This is a genomic window from Halioxenophilus aromaticivorans, from assembly GCF_042850945.1.
Taxonomy (GTDB): Bacteria; Pseudomonadota; Gammaproteobacteria; order Pseudomonadales; family Cellvibrionaceae; genus Halioxenophilus; species Halioxenophilus aromaticivorans.
Genome location: NZ_AP031496.1, coordinates 1,792,815 through 1,814,506 on the forward strand (window position 1 = coordinate 1,792,815; position 21,692 = coordinate 1,814,506).

The window sequence follows — 21,692 nt, forward strand, 5'->3', positions numbered from 1 at the left end:
AATACCAGTTGAGATTATATGCATGGCGCTTGGTGTTAGAGAGGTGATAGTAAAGGGATGTTTTTTCGCCGGCTCGGTTTGTGCGCTGTTGTCAGTCCCTATTGTGGAAGCTGCTACTATTTCTCACAGTGGTTCTATATTCGTTGATACAACATGGTCAAGTTCTGACACCCATATAGTTACAGGTGACGTAACTGTACAGGCAGGCACCACCCTCACGGTTGAACCGGGTACCACCATTCAATTCCAGGCGTTAAGCGATGACCAGGGAGGTGGTTCAGAAAGCTCGCGGCCAGAACTGATTGTAGAGGGCGATTTGGTTGCGCTCGGTACCCAAGCAGCACCCATCGTGCTGACCAGTAATGCCGCCAACCCCGCCGCAGGCGATTGGGGTGGCATCCACCAAAACGGTGGTGATGTATCCCTGGCCTACACCACCGTTCAATACAGTACCGTCGGCCTAGAGTACAGCGCCGAGGGTGGTGTTATCACCTCAGTATCCATCAGTGACAGCACCATTGCCGACACCACGGGTGCCGGGATTACCGCCTCGGCCAGTAGCAGTGCCGTGGTGACATTAGACGTGCAGAACACCGCACTCAATAACATCGGTGGTACCGGTATCTATGGTTGGTCCACCACCGCAGGGTCGTTAACCGCCACCATTACCGATAGCCAATTACAAACCGTGGGCGGCCACGGTGTTGATTTGTCACCGCAAGACAGTGACAGCAATACGAATCTGACAGTCACCGTCACGGGGTCCACGCTAGGCGCCATTGCCTTGGACGGTTTCCGCTTCGGCAGTCCTAATGGTTATAGTCGAGGTCTTCACAGTATCACCGCGATCAACAACACCTTGAGTAACATTGGCGATAACGGCATCTGGGTGTATTACCTAGATGAGGTGTCGTTGGAAGATAACGACCTCAGTGGCGTGGGTGAATACGGAATTTATCTGTTTAAGTATGGGTCGGCCACCGAAGGTGACGTCACCATACTGGGCAATAGCCTAGACACCAGTGGCCGGGGCGGTATTTACAGCTACTTCGTCAACACCAGCAGCCAACACATTGCGTCGCATCTTATCGACAACAACACCGTTCTGAATGCTACGGGTACCGGTATCTACGTATACAACCAACTTTATACCGAAGCGTTGTCGGTCAGTGGCAACAGCGTTAACGGTGCGGCGAGTAACGGCCGTGGCATTGATCTGATCATTCAGAATTACACCCAGCAATCGGTACAAGTCAACGATAACGAAGTGCAGGGTGCGGAACGCGCCGGGCTTGTCATTACGCAAAATAATAGTGAGACAAATTCACCGCCGCTGATCCGTGGTAACCGCGTCTTCAATAATGGCAGTGATGGTTCCTACACCGGTTTATCGCTGAGCTGGGATAGCAATAGCCAAGTGCCAGAGCTGAGCTTAAACGAAGTCTTCAATAACAGCGGTTACGGCATCGGCGTTACCTCAGCGGGTGGCGTATCGGTGGTATACAACAGCGTATACGACAACAACACGGCGGGTGGCACGGGCAGTGATGTAGGGCATGGCTTATGGCTGGATGCCGGTGGTGTTGCTCGGGTGCACCAAAACCGCATCGAAGGTAGCACCGGTTATGGGTTATACAACAGCAGCGCAGTAGCGGTTGCGGCGGACCACAACTGGTGGGGCAGTACAATCACCTCGGAAATGGCCTCGGGCAACAACCCCAAAAACATCAGCGGCGTGTACGACATCTACGATGACGGTAGCAAGGGGGCAGTGAGTTATCTGCCGTGGTTGGCCGCGACGGTAAGTATATCGGACGCCCCCATCTCCTGGGTTCGATTACCCACCGATGGCAGCGAGCTCAAAGGCCCGAATGTCCTCATCGAAGGCTCGGCCAGCGCGGCCGCGGGCATCGACCGAGTGGAAGTAAGCACCGACAATGGTGTGACCTGGCAAGTGGCCGACGGCACTGTGAACTGGACCTACGCCTGGGCGCCCACGGCTGACGGTGTTTACCAACTGCGCTCCAGAGTGGTTACCTTGGACGGCCAGTTAGAAGTTGCTAGTGCCGGCAATGCCGTCACCATCGATAGCAGCCTACCCACCACCTCGGGCGTATTAACGGGTGATGAAACCTGGAGCAACACGGTTCAAATTACCGGTGACATCACCGTGCCGGTAGGCACCACCCTCACGGTTGAACCGGGTACCACCATTCAATTCCAGGCGTTAAGCGATGACCAGGGAGGTGGTTCAGAAAGCTCGCGGCCAGAACTGATCGTAGAAGGCGATCTGGTTGCGCTCGGTACCCAAGCAGCACCCATCGTACTGACCAGCAATGCCGCCAGCCCCGCTGCAGGCGATTGGGGTGGCATCCACCAAAACGGTGGTGATGTATCCCTGGCCTACACCACCGTTCAATACAGTACCGTCGGCCTTGAATACAGCGCCGAGGGTGGTGTTATCACCTCAGTATCCATTAGCGACAGCACCATTGCCGACACCACGGGCGCCGGGATTACCGCCTCGGCCAGTAGCAGTGCCGTGGTGACATTAGACGTGCAGAACACCGCACTCAATAACATCGGTGGTACCGGTATCTATGGTTGGTCCACCACCGCAGGGTCGTTAACCGCCACCATTACCGATAGCCAATTACAAACCGTGGGCGGCCACGGTGTTGATTTGTCACCGCAAGACAGTGACAGCAATACGAATCTGACAGTCACCGTCACGGGGTCCACGCTAGGCGCCATTGCCTTGGACGGTTTCCGCTTCGGCAGTCCTAATGGTTATAGTCGAGGTCTTCACAGTATCACCGCGATCAACAACACCTTGAGTAACATTGGCGATAACGGCATCTGGGTGTATTACCTAGATGAGGTGTCGTTGGAAGATAACGACCTCAGTGGCGTGGGTGAATACGGAATTTATCTGTTTAAGTATGGGTCGGCCACCGAAGGTGACGTCACCATACTGGGCAATAGCCTAGACACCAGTGGCCGGGGCGGTATTTACAGCTACTTCGTCAACACCAGCAGCCAACACATTGCGTCGCATCTTATCGACAACAACACCGTTCTGAATGCTACGGGTACCGGTATCTACGTATACAACCAACTTTATACCGAAGCGTTGTCGGTCAGTGGCAACAGCGTTAACGGTGCGGCGAGTAACGGCCGTGGCATTGATCTGATCATTCAGAATTACACCCAGCAATCGGTACAAGTCAACGATAACGAAGTGCAGGGTGCGGAACGCGCCGGGCTTGTCATTACGCAAAATAATAGTGAGACAAATTCACCGCCGCTGATCCGTGGTAACCGCGTCTTCAATAATGGCAGTGATGGTTCCTACACCGGTTTATCGCTGAGCTGGGATAGCAATAGCCAAGTGCCAGAGCTGAGCTTAAACGAAGTCTTCAATAACAGCGGTTACGGCATCGGCGTTACCTCAGCGGGTGGCGTATCGGTGGTATACAACAGCGTATACGACAACAACACGGCGGGTGGCACGGGCAGTGATGTAGGGCATGGCTTATGGCTGGATGCCGGTGGTGTTGCTCGGGTGCACCAAAACCGCATCGAAGGTAGCACCGGTTATGGGTTATACAACAGCAGCGCAGTAGCGGTTGCGGCGGACCACAACTGGTGGGGCAGTACAATCACCTCGGAAATGGCCTCGGGCAACAACCCCAAAAACATCAGCGGCGTGTACGACATCTACGATGACGGTAGCAAGGGGGCAGTGAGTTATCTGCCGTGGTTGGCCGCGACGGTAAGTATATCGGACGCCCCCATCTCCTGGGTTCGATTACCCACCGATGGCAGCGAGCTCAAAGGCCCGAATGTCCTCATCGAAGGCTCGGCCAGCGCGGCCGCGGGCATCGACCGAGTGGAAGTAAGCACCGACAATGGTGTGACCTGGCAAGTGGCCGACGGCACTGTGAACTGGACCTACGCCTGGGCGCCCACGGCTGACGGTGTTTACCAACTGCGCTCCAGAGTGGTTACCTTGGACGGCCAGTTAGAAGTTGCTAGTGCCGGCAATGCCGTCACCATCGATAGCAGCCTACCCACCACCTCGGGCGTATTAACGGGTGATGAAACCTGGAGCAACACGGTTCAAATTACCGGTGACATCACCGTGCCGGTAGGCACCACCCTCACGGTTGAACCGGGTACCACCATTCAATTCCAGGCGTTAAGCGATGACCAGGGAGGTGGTTCAGAAAGCTCGCGGCCAGAACTGATCGTAGAAGGCGATCTGGTTGCGCTCGGTACCCAAGCAGCACCCATCGTACTGACCAGCAATGCCGCCAGCCCCGCTGCAGGCGATTGGGGTGGCATCCACCAAAACGGTGGTGATGTATCCCTGGCCTACACCACCGTTCAATACAGTACCGTCGGCCTTGAATACAGCGCCGAGGGTGGTGTTATCACCTCAGTATCCATTAGCGACAGCACCATTGCCGACACCACGGGCGCCGGGATTACCGCCTCGGCCAGTAGCAGTGCCGTGGTGACATTAGACGTGCAGAACACCGCACTCAATAACATCGGTGGTACCGGTATCTATGGTTGGTCCACCACCGCAGGGTCGTTAACCGCCACCATTACCGATAGCCAATTACAAACCGTGGGCGGCCACGGTGTTGATTTGTCACCGCAAGACAGTGACAGCAATACGAATCTGACAGTCACCGTCACGGGGTCCACGCTAGGCGCCATTGCCTTGGACGGTTTCCGCTTCGGCAGTCCTAATGGTTATAGTCGAGGTCTTCACAGTATCACCGCGATCAACAACACCTTGAGTAACATTGGCGATAACGGCATCTGGGTGTATTACCTAGATGAGGTGTCGTTGGAAGATAACGACCTCAGTGGCGTGGGTGAATACGGAATTTATCTGTTTAAGTATGGGTCGGCCACCGAAGGTGACGTCACCATACTGGGCAATAGCCTAGACACCAGTGGCCGGGGCGGTATTTACAGCTACTTCGTCAACACCAGCAGCCAACACATTGCGTCGCATCTTATCGACAACAACACCGTTCTGAATGCTACGGGTACCGGTATCTACGTATACAACCAACTTTATACCGAAGCGTTGTCGGTCAGTGGCAACAGCGTTAACGGTGCGGCGAGTAACGGCCGTGGCATTGATCTGATCATTCAGAATTACACCCAGCAATCGGTACAAGTCAACGATAACGAAGTGCAGGGTGCGGAACGCGCCGGGCTTGTCATTACGCAAAATAATAGTGAGACAAATTCACCGCCGCTGATCCGTGGTAACCGCGTCTTCAATAATGGCAGTGATGGTTCCTACACCGGTTTATCGCTGAGCTGGGATAGCAATAGCCAAGTGCCAGAGCTGAGCTTAAACGAAGTCTTCAATAACAGCGGTTACGGCATCGGCGTTACCTCAGCGGGTGGCGTATCGGTGGTATACAACAGCGTATACGACAACAACACGGCGGGTGGCACGGGCAGTGATGTAGGGCATGGCTTATGGCTGGATGCCGGTGGTGTTGCTCGGGTGCACCAAAACCGCATCGAAGGTAGCACCGGTTATGGGTTATACAACAGCAGCGCAGTAGCGGTTGCGGCGGACCACAACTGGTGGGGCAGTACAATCACCTCGGAAATGGCCTCGGGCAACAACCCCAAAAACATCAGCGGCGTGTACGACATCTACGATGACGGTAGCAAGGGGGCAGTGAGTTATCTGCCGTGGTTGGCCGCGACGGTAAGTATATCGGACGCCCCCATCTCCTGGGTTCGATTACCCACCGATGGCAGCGAGCTCAAAGGCCCGAATGTCCTCATCGAAGGCTCGGCCAGCGCGGCCGCGGGCATCGACCGAGTGGAAGTAAGCACCGACAATGGTGTGACCTGGCAAGTGGCCGACGGCACTGTGAACTGGACCTACGCCTGGGCGCCCACGGCTGACGGTGTTTACCAACTGCGCTCCAGAGTGGTTACCTTGGACGGCCAGTTAGAAGTTGCTAGTGCCGGCAATGCCGTCACCATCGATAGCAGCCTACCCACCACCTCGGGCGTATTAACGGGTGATGAAACCTGGAGCAACACGGTTCAAATTACCGGTGACATCACCGTGCCGGTAGGCACCACCCTCACGGTTGAACCGGGTACCACCATTCAATTCCAGGCGTTAAGCGATGACCAGGGAGGTGGTTCAGAAAGCTCGCGGCCAGAACTGATCGTAGAAGGCGATCTGGTTGCGCTCGGTACCCAAGCAGCACCCATCGTACTGACCAGCAATGCCGCCAGCCCCGCTGCAGGCGATTGGGGTGGCATCCACCAAAACGGTGGTGATGTATCCCTGGCCTACACCACCGTTCAATACAGTACCGTCGGCCTTGAATACAGCGCCGAGGGTGGTGTTATCACCTCAGTATCCATCAGTGACAGCACCATTGCCGACACCACGGGTGCCGGGATTACCGCCTCAGCCAGTAACAGTGCCGTGGTGACATTAGATGTACAGAACACCTCACTCAGTAATATCGGTGGTACCGGTATCTATGGTTGGTCCACCACCGCAGGGTCGTTAACCGCCACCATTACCGATAGCCAATTACAAACCGTGGGCGGCCACGGTGTTGATTTGTCACCGCAAGACAGTGACAGCAATACGAATCTGACAGTCACCGTCACGGGGTCCACGCTAGGCGCCATTGCCTTGGACGGTTTCCGCTTCGGCAGTCCTAATGGTTATAGTCGAGGTCTTCACAGTATCACCGCGATCAACAACACCTTGAGTAACATTGGCGATAACGGCATCTGGGTGTATTACCTAGATGAGGTGTCGTTGGAAGATAACGACCTCAGTGGCGTGGGTGAATACGGAATTTATCTGTTTAAGTATGGGTCGGCCACCGAAGGTGACGTCACCATACTGGGCAATAGCCTAGACACCAGTGGCCGGGGCGGTATTTACAGCTACTTCGTCAACACCAGCAGCCAACACATTGCGTCGCATCTTATCGACAACAACACCGTTCTGAATGCTACGGGTACCGGTATCTACGTATACAACCAACTTTATACCGAAGCGTTGTCGGTCAGTGGCAACAGCGTTAACGGTGCGGCGAGTAACGGCCGTGGCATTGATCTGATCATTCAGAATTACACCCAGCAATCGGTACAAGTCAACGATAACGAAGTGCAGGGTGCGGAACGCGCCGGGCTTGTCATTACGCAAAATAATAGTGAGACAAATTCACCGCCGCTGATCCGTGGTAACCGCGTCTTCAATAATGGCAGTGATGGTTCCTACACCGGTTTATCGCTGAGCTGGGATAGCAATAGCCAAGTGCCAGAGCTGAGCTTAAACGAAGTCTTCAATAACAGCGGTTACGGCATCGGCGTTACCTCAGCGGGTGGCGTATCGGTGGTATACAACAGCGTATACGACAACAACACGGCGGGTGGCACGGGCAGTGATGTAGGGCATGGCTTATGGCTGGATGCCGGTGGTGTTGCTCGGGTGCACCAAAACCGCATCGAAGGTAGCACCGGTTATGGGTTATACAACAGCAGCGCAGTAGCGGTTGCGGCGGACCACAACTGGTGGGGCAGTACAATCACCTCGGAAATGGCCTCGGGCAACAACCCCAAAAACATCAGCGGCGTGTACGACATCTACGATGACGGTAGCAAGGGGGCAGTGAGTTATCTGCCGTGGTTGGCCGCGACGGTAAGTATATCGGACGCCCCCATCTCCTGGGTTCGATTACCCACCGATGGCAGCGAGCTCAAAGGCCCGAATGTCCTCATCGAAGGCTCGGCCAGCGCGGCCGCGGGCATCGACCGAGTGGAAGTAAGCACCGACAATGGTGTGACCTGGCAAGTGGCCGACGGCACTGTGAACTGGACCTACGCCTGGGCGCCCACGGCTGACGGTGTTTACCAACTGCGCTCCAGAGTGGTCACCTTGGATGGCCAGTTAGAAGTTGCTAGTGCCGGCAATGCCGTTACCATTTCCAATGCATCAACCATTATTACTGCCGGAAGTTTATCGGAGGATCAAACTTGGTCTGAAACGGTAAATCTATCTGGCGATATAACTGTGCCTGCGGGAATTACGTTAACAATCGAAGCCGGTGCAAACATTATAATTCCGTCGCGTAGTGACAGCAGTTTTGGTGGCAATAATTCCAACAGTACTGAAATTATCGTTGAGGGTAATCTGCTTATTAACGGTACAATCGCTAACCCGGTTGTTCTAGCGCCTAACCAATCACCATTGAATCCTGGTGATTGGGAAGGTATCAGGGTAAGCGGCAACTTAGATGTAAACTATGCTGATGTTGAATACGCTGTTAATGGTATTACGTGCATTGCAGATGGTGCTGTCGGCTTTTGTAATATAGAAAATACGACGGTAACCAATTCATCTGAAAATGGAGTGTTACTGGATGCGTTAAATGGTGGCCAGCTTACCGCTAGCATTGTTGCGAATGAATTCCATACCAATGCAGCTTTCGGCGTATCTGGCACAGTGCAAAACGCTGACAGCGTATTAGATGTTTACCTAGAATCGAATATTGTAAGTAGCAATGCTGGTGGTGGTATATATTTGTCCGCAGAAGACAGCGGAGCTATGCTTTTGGCGGACGTTGCCAGTAACGTGATCGAATCCAACTCCAGTTACGGAATTTACGTTGTTACCAGAGACTACTCTGCAAGCGCAATTGACATTAAAGACAATGAAGTTGCAAATAATGTCAATGCCAATGGCATCACTATATATAATTCCAACCGAGTAGGTGCTGAATCTGAGCATATCATTCGGGGCAATAATATTTTAGGCAACCGATATAACGGTATTCTTTATTACAACGAAAACTACAGTTCCGTTTCCCCGGCTATATCCTCAAATACCGTTCAGAATAATCTAGAAGCGGGAATGTACATTTATAATACCTCTGGGATAAATGAGTTACTGCCTGGGATAAGCGCTAATACCATCACCAATAACGAAATAGGTTTACGAATTCAGCCTACAGCTGCGATATCAATTACCAATAATGAGCTTTACGATAATAGCGATTTCGATTTACAAAATGATTCCTCCTTTGCGATCAATGCGCAACAGAACTGGTGGGGCATTGATACAACCAATACTTTGGAATCTGGAAATCATCCTCGTGATATCAATGTAATTTACGACGGTTACGATGCAGCTAGTCTCGGTACCGTAGATTATTCCAATTGGCTAAATGATTTCGAATTACCGGCAACCCCAGTTATTGACCCCATCACAACGCCCGTACAAAGTGATAGCCAATTAATCAGCGGTACAAAACAGGCAGAAACTGGTATTCAGGTAAACGGTGTAACCGTCGTTCCGGTTGACAATGCTACAAGCTGGAGCGCTACAGTCAATTTAGCCGAGTCACTCAATAATTTTTCCGTCACCGCTATAAATACTATTGGTCTGATCAGTGAAGCCGAGAACGTGCTGATCACCCGAGATACGCTACCCCCGCGTATTCTTTCTTCTTCCCCCGCCGACGGCGCTAGCCTTAATCAGTCCATTAGTAAAGTATTAGTATCGCTTTACGATGTGAGCACTGAAGTCGATATGCCAGTCGCACTATCTTCCGCTTCTATCACTCGGCAGGGTGTAGTGGTTACTGGTTCTTGGGCAGCTTCAGGTGCTCGTCTGGAATTTACCCCGCAACAAGCTCTGCAAAATGGCTCTTATTCGGTGGCTTTGACGCTCACAGATTCTCCATTGGGTAACAGCGCCTCAGCGGAATTTGCATTTACTATTGATACGGTTCTGCCGTCTGCGATAACTGTGGACCCGGTGCTAACCCCTACCAATATTCAACTATTGTCTCTTTCCGGTACAAAGGAAGCCAACTCCTCCGTTTGGATTAACGATTCCCAAGTGGTAGCTCTGGATGATTCAACACTGTGGAGCGCGAGCTATAGCTTGCAGGCGGGTTCGAACTCTTTAGTAGTCGAATCACGGGATCTCGCAGGCAATCCAAGCCCTGCGGTGGAGATTGAAGTTGTGCTTGACCAAACAGTTCCGCAGGTAGAATCGGTGCAGCCAGAGGATCAAAGCTACCTAACCAGCGCGCCTTCAAGTGTCATTGTCGTAATATCCGACGACCTGGCTGGTATTGACATTGAGGCAACTATTGCTTCCGCGAGTGTCTCAGCAGCCGGTGGTCCAATTGCCGGTGATTGGTCTGCAACGCAAAGTGACCAGTTGGAATTTATTCCGCTTCAGCAGCCTTTGGCTGAGGGTGATTACACAGTGGCCTTGCTTGTGCAAGATCTGGCCGGTAACGCCCAGAGCTTTCAAAGTCAGTTTAGCTACGATGCGACGGCCCCGCCAACACCAACTATTGACCCTGTCACATCTCCTACCAATTCAGCCATGCAAACCCTGTCTGGCACCAAAGAAGCCGGCTCCGGTATCCGTATAAACGGAACAGACGTAATAACCCCTAACGATGGTACTAGCTGGAGTTATCAATACGCTCTTGTTAATGGGTTAAATACACTCTCCGTTACGGCTTATGATTTAGCTGCTAATGAAAGCGCACCAATCATTGTTGAGATTATTTATAACGATACCTCGCCACCACCCGTTGAAACTTTGAGAGTTAATGCCAATGGAACTGGCCAACAGATATCTTTGGACTGGTCTGGCTATGATGAATCGTTGCATGGCGATATTGCTGGGTATCGAATTTATATTGAAACAGCGCTGTTTACTCAGGTAAACAGTTTGGACCCGGTAGCAGAGTTGCCTGCTGGGACCTATAACTACACCGCAGACAACTTAGTAGAAGGCGTCGATGTATATATTGCTGTCGTAGCATTTGATAGCAACGGAAATCAAAATGTATCAGCAACACCGGTGTTGGCCACGCCAGCTGATACAGCAGCTCCGGAAGACGTTACCAATACCTCTTTGGAGGTATTTGATGATCACCTACTCCTGTCCTGGGAGCCGTCAATTAATTCGGCCGATGATCTCACTGCATATAATGTTTATATCGATGGAGTTGGCCCAGTATCGTTAGACCCATCCGTATCACAATACGACTTTACAGGCCTAACCACGGCAACTGCTTATCAGTTAAGAGTATCAACCGTAGATGATAACGGCAATGAAAGCCCCGGTGTTACCGTTGATGCCGCAACATTATTGCCCAATCCAGAGGGGCTAAGCGCATCCTCGCTTAGCGGCATTATTGATTTAAGCTGGTTGCCCGTGGCTCCAACCGAGCTTGTTCAACACTATGCAATCTATGCAGAGCCTACACAATTCACAACTGTTGAAGGTTTAACTCCTAAATTGATCGTTAATGCAAATTCAACAACAAGTCGGGTGGCCGGCTTAACAAATAATATTGAGTATTTCTTCGCGGTAACCACGGTAAATATCGCCGGCGGCGAGCGCAGCAATGTAGCTACGGTTTCGGCTACTCCACTGGCAGATGTTGGTGGGCCACTTCTATCGAATTTCAGCTTTAATAGTACTGCACTTGTTGATGGTGTGACTATTTCAGGAAACGGCGTGCTCAGTGTGAGTGCAAGTGATGATTCAGGAATGAGTCGTGTTGAATTCGCGGTTAATGGAACGACGATATCGGTGGACACTAATGGCAGTGACGGTTACACCGCGAGTTTGGTGGTTTCCCAGTTTGATGACGGGGCAATAATATTGTCTGCAACTGCCTACGATAGTTTTGCCAACGCAGCAACCATTAGCGTTGCCGCTGAATTGGATCTGTTAGCACCCGCAACACCGGTGATAACGTCACCTGCTAACAATATCGTTACGAATCTTACAAACATAACTCTGGAAGGCACAGCAGAACCGGCCAGTAGTGTATTTGTTTACCGTGACACGGTTCAGTTGGCGGGGCCATTTGCAGTAAACGACAGTGGGCAATTTACTGCCCAGGCCAATTTGTTAGAAGGGCCGAACAATTTATCCGTGGCTGCTCAAAATCGTGGAGGCTTAAGCAGCCGCAGTGCGATTGTAATTGTAACTTCCGATAGTAGTTTGCCGGAGGCACCAGGTAGCGTGGATGCACAATCCCAGCCACTGGGCGAAATCATTCTACAATGGCTGCCTTCTACCAGCGATAATGTAAGTGGTTATGATATTTATCGAGCGGCGGCCGTTTTTGATGATATAGGCAGCGCAACTAAAATAAACTCTACGTTGGTTAGCGCAACGGGTTATACAGATTTACCACCCGCAGATGGGCAATATTATTACGCTGTGGTGGCGGTAAACGAGGTTGGCTCGTCAGGCCCTCTGTCTAATCTTACTAGCGCGGTATCTGACTCCACGGCTCCGCTGGCAACTAGCATTAGCTACACGCCGCTCGGTATGTACGATGCAGCCACAGAGCGATTTGGCGTTGGTATTGTAGAAGTCGCGGTTGAAGTGTCTGAACCACTGTTGGCCACTCCGTTTTTAGCGTTAACGGTTTCGGGTGGGGTGCCGAATAATGTCGTTCTTAGTCAAGCCAGCAGCCAGCTTTACACCGGGCAGTTTGAAATTACTGAGAACAATCACAGCGGCATTGCTTACGCAGTGTTCTCTGCTAGGGATGAAACAGGTAACCGCGGTACCGAAGTAGAAGCAGGGGAGTCGTTACTCATAGACGTGCAGGGTCCCATAGCCCAGGGATTAACGATTTTACCGGACGGGCCCATCAAAAATAGCAGTGCCAACCCAACAGTAATCTCATTTTATTTCGATTTAGATGCTCCTTTACCCACTGGAGAAGAGCCGCAAATAACTTACTTGTTGTCGGCGCCAGGCCGCACAGAATCCGCTGCAATCCCATTGGTTCAAGAGAGCACCTTGCGCTGGAGCGGTGAACTAACTTTGCCCAATGATGCGGGCTTAAACCAAGTGGAGACCTTGCAGTTCCTGTTCTCAGCCGTTGATGATTTAAATAATGAAGGTAGCGTTATTGAAGGCCTCAGTACATTGCAAGTTTACCAGGGTGAACTACCGCCGCTAGCAATTCCAGAGAACTTTACTGCTGAGGCCCTACCGGGTGGCCAAGTGCAATTATCTTGGAATGCCGTGGAGGGTGCAGAAACATACCATATTTATCGCCAAGCGCCGGGTGAAAGTAGCTTGTCAGCTTATCAACGTAGTGCTGGAGAGGCATATGTTGATTCACCCGCGGTTGATGGCGAATACCGTTACAGCTTAGCCAGTATCCGTACTTCAAATAGCGATGAAGCACTGAGTGGGCAGAGCGATGAGGCGATTGTGACTGCCGACCGAGTTGCGCCGTCCGCACCAACAGGGTTAGCACTGGAATTGCTGGGTAGTGGCGTAAATGCTCAGTGGGATGTTTCTGCAGATCCCGATACAGTGGGCTACGCGCTTTATCGGGGTGCTACGGCCATTGGTAACGTTGCTGGTTTGGCTCCCATTGTTGAGGCAATAGAAGAAAACCGAACAATAGATTCACTGCCGTTAGAAACAGAGCCTTATTATGCAGTAACGGCACTTGATGGCGCTGGTAACCAGTCGTCGCCATCTAATTCTGCCTACGTCAATACCGATCTACTGCCGGTGGCGAACTTGGAAGTAACTCAACTCGATAACGAATTACCCGTGATCAGTTGGTCGCACACTAGCGCCAGTATCAATCTATTTAATGTTCATCTAGATGCCAGTGGCGAGCGAATTAATCTTACGCCTGGCGCAACCAGCCTAACTTCTTTTGTCGACGTCGGATACGACGGCGGAGATCGCTCTTACGTTGTTACCGCGGTCGATGCAAATGGTGTCAGCAGTATTGAACGAATATTGAATTTACCTGATGCCGACATTACCACCGCAGATGATATTTATATCGAACGAGGGGTGATGAACCGCCAGAGTTTTGTTGTACAAAATAACGGTAATCAACTTTTGGAAAATGCCGTCTTACAAGTAGATTTGGGCGATCGACTCCACATTTCTGAATCATTCAGTTTGGTCCCAGGGGTGACTGAACAAATAGACGTAATTTTAGGCGGGTACGATGACTTGGAAGTTCTGCCAGAGTTAACCGCCAGCTTAATCAACACGCAAACCACCGGCGAAATATCAAAAACTGAAAGAACACTTTCGGCTATTACCGGTGATGGGCAGCTTACGTTGGAAGTAGAAGTTATACAGCTAACGCGCGGCGGTGCAGGGCAAGTTCGCTTGGTAGTTCATAATACCTCAGCAGTAGAAACCGATATTGTTACAGCTAGGTTTGCGGGCACACTGGATTCCGACGATATCCAAGTATTTTTGCGAGATACCGACGGAAATGTGCTTTCAGTGGCACCATTCAAGCAGTTGTTCGGTACGCGGCTATTCGCTCTGGCTGATGGTACATCAGTGGTAAGAATTCCGCCCGGGGCTAGCTTTACTTCTGAACCTATTGAAATACAAGTACCCCCAAGTGCACCAGATGACGTAGAAGTAGAAGTAAATATAGCTCAAATACACTACCAATTCGGCACCGACCAGCAGGTAAGCCTACAGGGAATGTCATCCACGGTTGATGCAGCATTGGTGGACACACCCTACAACTGCACGATTAACTCGGCTACTCCAGGCTCGCAATTGTTGGTTCCCAATCAATCGGCAGATGTGGTTATCACGGGTACGGCAGTTGATGCCGAGACCCAATCGGCAATTGGTTCTGTGCCGGTTAAGTTAGTTATTGATAACCGTGGCTTTGAGCGTGTAGTGGAAATTTATGCTAACTCGGATGGTGTTTATAGCTATACTTTTACCTCGCAACCCGGTGAAGCAGGGCAGTATTCGGTATCGTGTATACATCCCGATTTAGACGCTCACCCACGCCAGGCGGAGTTTGCCATGCAGTCCATTCGGCTTTCGCCAGGGAATGCATCGATCAATGGCTACATTGATGAGGTTATTGAAATTCCCTACGAGGCCACTTCTGGCGTCGCTGCGTCTGCTACAAATTTAAGACTCGCTATAGTGGCTGAAGACCAAGTTAATGGTTTGCTGCCATCGGGCATTGCACTCACGTTGCCTGCCCCAGTAACGATGGGTAGTGAAGATGCGGTTAGTCTGCCGGTGACTGTGGCGGTGGATAACACAGTGAGCCCGGCGGGCAGTTTTGTGCTGCGTTTACTAAGTGACGAATCCGGAAACCAGGCCTTGGCAAAAGCCACAGTAAATTATCAATATGCTGCCAAACCCGGTGAGCCCCCGTTGCCAGATGCCTTCCCCGTAATTGATTTAGAAAATACGGTTACCGAAACCGGGGTAAATCGGGGCGATACAGTGATTGAAACGCTCACCATCAGCAATATAGGTTTGGCTACACTGGAGCAGGTGAAATTAGCACTCATTGATTCTTCTGGGGCGGAAGTATCCAATGGTTGGGCCTATATTTCTTCACCCACTGATATTGGAACCATAGGCATTGGTGAGACTAGCCTAGTTGAAGTTGGCTTTGCGCCGAGCACCGCAATCGCGGAGGGCGTATATCAATACAAAGTCAGAATTAGCAGTGCTAACCACCCGGTTGCAGATGCATTATTCGTGGTATCTGTAACGCAATCGGGCGTAGGTGGCGTGTTGTTTCGCTTATCAGACATTTATACCGCCACGTTAGATGAAAATGGAGAGCCTATCCCAGGTTTGGCCGGTGCGGAAATTCAATTGCAAAACGAAAGGGTGTTAACCATTGACCAAACCGCAACCACAGACGGCAATGGTGAAGCGCTATTCACGGGCCTTGCTAGCGGCTGGTATACCTTCAGGGCCGGCGCAAACAAACATGAACAAGCTGTGGGTCGCATTCAAATAAAACCTGGTATTACCCAAAGCGAAGAAGTCTTTTTGGACTACAACCTAATTACCGTTGATTGGTCGGTAACCGAGATCTCCATTGAAGACAGATATGAAATAACACTTACCGCAACGTTTGAAACCGACGTACCTGCGCCCGTAGTTGTAATTGAGCCAACAAGCGTAAACCTTCCGAAAATGGAACCCGGTGACGTGTTCAATGGAGAATTTACGATCACCAACTATGGCTTGATTCGCGCCGATAACGTAACCATGCCTTTCAATAGCTCCGATGGGTATTTCCGATACGAGGCTCTTATCGATATCCCTGATACGTTGGAAGCGAAGCAGAGAATAACCGTACCTTATCGCGTAGTCAGTTTGGCACCGCTGGACCCCGCCATAGCCGGTACCGGGGGTGGAGGTTTTTGCTATGGCCATAGTGAGTGCTTCGAAGAGTGTCATGATTACGAGTGTGCTAATGGGGTGGTTACCGGAGGCTGCAGTAGTATGTGCTTTAGTATCGCTTACGGTGATTGTGGTAATCCTAGTTCCTCTGGTGGTGGTGGTGGAGCTTCAGGTGGTGGCGGTGGTGGCATTATTGGTTACGGTCCTCGGTGGTTCCGGAGTGGCGTCGGCGGACCTGGTGGTCGTGGTAGTGGTGTCCCCGATTTTTCATTCCAGCCAGCTCCTAACCCTATAGACGATATCCCTTTCTGCCCGCCAGACTGTAAAGACGGTGAATGCTGTGATCAACCGGGCAACGGTGATTCCCCAGCCGGGGAGCCTCCGGAGGAGAAAGAACCACCTCCGTGTCCAGCTCCGGGCGGAGCACCAGCAGATGAATGTAATTAGTGGTGTTTTGTCTACCACGCTTAAATTTAGGAAAGAAATTGGATTCTTAAAATGATTTGTATTTCGAAGAAGTTATTTGAAATTGTAAACGTGACTAAGAAATTGCCGTTCTTGATAAAAGTTCTCTGCTGCTTTGTGCTTCTAATCGCAAGCCAAAATACGATAGCGGGCTACCCAAATAGCTTTTCTGAATCCCAGGATGATATCTACGTAAAAGTTATGGGTGGCTACGTTACGGTGAAACGTACCTTTTATGAGGGGCAGTGGCACTTTAATCGCAATTGGTCACCGTTAACAATACAGTACGATGCGTTAACTAACGAGCCATCAGAAATTCGCCGTTTTGATGCCGTCTATAAAATGGCGGACAGCTCTGGCAAAATTTTTAAAAATACACCACGTAAAACAATCCACCGATTATCGAACGGCTATTTGTGGGTCAATTTAGAAGGCAACTGGATTGAATACGACAACAACGGCCGAATCCTCGGCTATGGCGATAAAAACAACGTCAAAGTAACGTTTAGTTTCGACTCAGAAGGCCGTATCTCCGGCGTATTTGATCACTTCGGCACGCAAGTATTCTGGTACACCCATGACGCAGCAGGTAATTTAACGCAAGTAAAAGATACAACAGATCGCCAGGTGAGTTACGAATACAACGCCAGTAATCAACTTGAGGCAGTGATTGATGTACGCGGCAATCGATGGGAGTACGATTACGGAGCTGCCGGTGGTGTGCCAGTAATTACAGCCATGACGGATCCGTTAGACCGCACCATTACCTACACCTATAACGCGGCGGGTATGCTCAAAACCAAACGCTATGCGGATAATACCGGTATGAGCTACGGCTATCGCTATGGTGTTACGGCGGCCACCAAAGGCCAGGCGATTGTTACAGCTTTGTCGACATCGGGTAAAGAAGAAATTACTTATTACGATTCTATTACTGGTAGGGCGGTAAGAAAAGAAATTGGTGGTGTAACGATTTATACGCGTGCGTTCTCTTCTAGTGAAATCGCTACTACAGATAAAAATGGCAATACTACTGTGCGCACGCGTGATGGTTTGTATAACACAACTAAAATAACCTATCCCGATAACTCTACAAAAAAATATAAATATACAACTATCAGTGTTTCGCTTGGCTTGGCTGCAAGTCCGGAGGTTAAAAGTAGCTTGTCTTTATTAAAAGAGTTTACTGACGAGAATGGTAATAAAACAACTTACGCATACGATACGCGGGGTAACCATATTTCAGTAGTAACTTCCAAAGGTACCAATATAGAGTCAACAATAGCATTCGTGAATGATTCCTTTGGCAATATAATTAAAAAGACCGAGGCTAGTGGCACCAATGATGCGGCCGTGTGGGCTACTATTTATAATGAATATGGAAGCCAAATAAAAATCACTGATCCCGAATCAGGAGAAATACAATTTATTTATGATGTAATGGGTAATCGTACAGTCTTAGTCGATGCTCAAGGTAATGAGTGGGTGAGTACTTATGACTCTGCTGGCAATCAGACGTCAAAGGTTAACCCGCTAGGAAACAGTTATAGCTATAAGTACGACGCTGCGGGTAATAAAATAAAAATTACTGACCCTATCAATAATGCATGGGTCTATGTATTTGATGCCAGAGATAATGTGATTTCAGTTTCGGATTCAATGGGTTACACCCGGACTTACAAATACAATGACGATAACCAAAGAATAGAGATAGAGGACGAGGAAGGGCATAAGATATATCGAAAATTTGATGCAATAAATAGGTTGGTGTCTGTCTCTGATGACTCTGGATACGGCGTTGAAAGGCGGTATGCAAATTTTAACACTCCAGGGGGTGGGGGGAGTGAACAGCCAACATCCTTCGTGCACCCTACCTTCGAACAAGAGTTGGTTTATGATTCTAGAAACAGATTGATTAAAGTGGCTGATATTGCTGATGGCAAGGAACGAAGAGAGATTTTCTATCACAGGGATCTTGTCGGAAATATCTTATCAATGGTGGATCCTAACGGCTATGCAACTCATTTCAATTATGATTCAAAAAATAGGATTACAAGTGAGATATCTCCGTCGTCAAGTGCCAGAAAATACTCTTACGATTGGCGTGGCAACAGGGTAGGTATTGAGGATCCTAATAATAATACCTACACGCTGGATTATAACAAAATGGGGCGTCTTATTCGCGAGAAAAACCCTTTGGGCCAGTCGTTTAGTTGGCAGTATAACAAGGCTGGTAGTTTAGTTAGTTACCAAGATCCTAAAGGCCAATATGTTGAATTATCGTATGATAATTCGTATCGCATTTTGAGAGAGGAATACTATGCCTCTGCAGGGGATGTTGATCCTATAGAGGTTGTAAATTATAAGTATGACCCTAGAGGGCTTTTAGTTTCTTGGGATGATGGTGTCAACAGTGGTAGATTCGAATATGATTCTCAGGGTCGGCGAACCCTGGAGTCTGTAAATTACGGCGCTGTCACATTTGAGCTTTCTTATACTTATTATAAAAACGGATTATTGCGTTCTTCGGTAGCACCTAATGGGTTGGTGACGAAGTTTATTTACGATAGTTCTAATTTATTACAGACAGTTGATATTGCTGGATACGGGAATGTTACTGTAAGTAAGCGTGTCAATCGCTTACGCTCCGAAATAAAATATCCTGGCAATTTCTTATCGAAACGCGAGTACGATAATTTTGAAAGGTTAAAAAATATTGAGGTATTAGATGTTTCTGGTAGTCGTGTTTTTCAACGTATTTACGATTACCTGCCTGACAATCAATTGTATAAGGAGTCTGGCGATGTTGAGATTGTATATGAATATGATCGGGATAAAAAACTAATTAGTGAGTCGAGAGGTGGAGCGCTGAAACTAAATTATATGTATGACAAATCCGGTAATCGTATAGGTGTTGCCAATAATACACAAAGTTGGGTATATAACGAAAATAGTCAGCTAGTCAGAAATGATGAGAACGAGTATGAATACGATCTCAATGGCAGTTTGGTTCGGTCGGAGTCGAGTTCGGAAATAATAACTTATACCTATGATCATCGTAATAGGCTAATTAAAGTTGACAGTTCTGTGATAGGAGAAGTTGGTAAGTACAAGTATGATCCATTCGGTAGACGTATACAAAAACAAGTGGATGGGGAAATAACATATTTTGTCTATTCAAAAAGAGGGCTGATTGCAGAAATTGATGAAGCGGGTAATTATAAAAAAATATATCAATATTGGCCTGGTTCACCTTGGGGCACTGACCCTTTGTTTAAATACACGCCGGAGGGAATCAATTTTTACATATCTAACAATATTGGAGCGCCGATTGCTCAACTTGATTCTTCGGGAGAAATTAGCTCATTATCAATGAGGGATGCATTTGGTGGCGCTTCAGAATCCGATGTTGATAACAATTTGGTTTTCCCTGGTCAGTACCATGATATAGAAACTGGGTTGAACTATAACTTTCACAGGTACTATTCGTCGGATCTTGGGCGGTATATACAATCAGACCCTGTCAGATACTTTGGTGCATCAAACTTATATGCGTATTCAGATAATAATCCAATTAATTCTTTTGACCCTTTGGGTTTGAAGCCCCGCTCGACTCACTCATCAAGAAATTCTCTTAATAAATGTCCACTTTGCGAGCCTGGTGAGAATGAAGATGGGGAATATGTCGATAGCGCTGGAGAACAGTGGAATAAAAGGCCGGAATGGAAGACTAAATATCACCCAGGTAAAAATGTATATGAGAGGCCAGATCCGGATCTGCCAGGTTCAGGATTTGAGTGTTCTTATGATAAAGATACAGGTTATCTCGATCCATACGATGGAACTTATAATTATGTCGCCCCGGACGGTATTATTTCAGGCATTGTGCATTGGAATCCTGCCGGTTGGTGGGATGTATCTGACGTGTATGAACACGATAATGATGTGCCGGCTAAAGACCAATATATTCCAACTGACTTTATATATACGAATGACTCAGATGTTGATATGTACGATGCTGAAGATCTCGGTCGCTAATCTGTTTTTTAATGCGAATGTTGTGGTTGGTAAGGTGGTGGTAAAAAAATGAAAAAAATCTTACTACACCAATTTGTTGGTAGCTTGACTTTAACCTTGGTCGTGCTTTGTGTTTTTTATGTTTTCTTAAAGGAATTTGGCAGTATTATATTGGGAAAGCGTGATTTAAGCCCGACGGGAGAAAAGAGGTTGGTACTAGATGACGTTAATAAATTGAATTTATACTATAAGTTTAGATTGTCTAATAGGTCCAATAAGGTTTCAAATAATTTAACTTTTAATTTTTCTTTACCTGTCTTTGCTTCGGTAAATTTGGTGAGTATTGATTTAAACATAGCACCCTACGCAAATGAGATATTTGAATATCGTCATGAATTTTATGTTTTAACTGATCGTGGCAGAGAGGGATATGGCGAATTTCTCGGTATAGCAGGTCATGGAGAAGAGTCGAAACGTAGGCTCCAAAGTATATTAAGGTCATTTACCCCTGATGAAGAGCCATTTTCAGAAAAAATATACCAATTTATTGTAAATTATGTCGACCTGTCTGGTTTTCATGCAAGAGCTCGGGGAGCTTTCTATGCTTTAGACTCCGGCGAGGCCGATTGCACCGAGTATATGCAACTTTTCATAGCCCTAGCACGCACAGCAGGAATCCCCGCCAGAGGTGTTATCGGTTACGTCTACGACCGAGACACCAAAATCGACCCCAAGGATGCGCACAACTGGGCGGAATTTTGGGATGGCGAACGTTGGCGAGTGGCCGACCCACAGCGCGGTGTGTTTATGGAAAATGAAGACCACTATATCCCCTTTAAAATACTGGATGATGATGGCTCTTACGTTGGTGAAATGCCGCCTTTGTATTGGTTGGAAGGTGAAAATATTGAAGGTTTAGAGCTTCGGATGATTTAAACAGCGCTGCTTACACAATTTGGAACTG

3 protein-coding genes are annotated in these 21,692 nt (G+C 48.9%); all 3 read left to right on the forward strand.

Annotation, left to right across the window (positions count from 1 at the left end):
• Window positions 1-22 precede the first annotated feature (22 nt).
• From ACGHM3_RS07825 to ACGHM3_RS07835, 3 genes are read left to right on the forward strand one after another with little or no spacing between them, the layout of a single operon-like run.
• Window positions 23-16,693 (forward strand): right-handed parallel beta-helix repeat-containing protein, encoded by a 16,671-nt coding sequence (locus tag ACGHM3_RS07825; protein WP_390517914.1) that lies wholly within the window; start codon window positions 23-25, stop codon window positions 16,691-16,693.
• A 51-nt stretch (window positions 16,694-16,744) separates the two neighbouring features.
• Entirely contained in the window at window positions 16,745-20,749 is a 4,005-nt protein-coding gene (locus ACGHM3_RS07830) for an RHS repeat-associated core domain-containing protein (RefSeq protein WP_345417828.1), read from the forward strand.
• Window positions 20,750-20,797: 48 nt separating this feature from the next.
• Window positions 20,798-21,664, forward strand: coding sequence for a transglutaminase-like domain-containing protein (locus tag ACGHM3_RS07835; RefSeq protein WP_345417831.1), 867 nt, complete (start codon window positions 20,798-20,800; stop codon window positions 21,662-21,664).
• The last annotated feature ends 28 nt before the right edge of the window (window positions 21,665-21,692 follow it).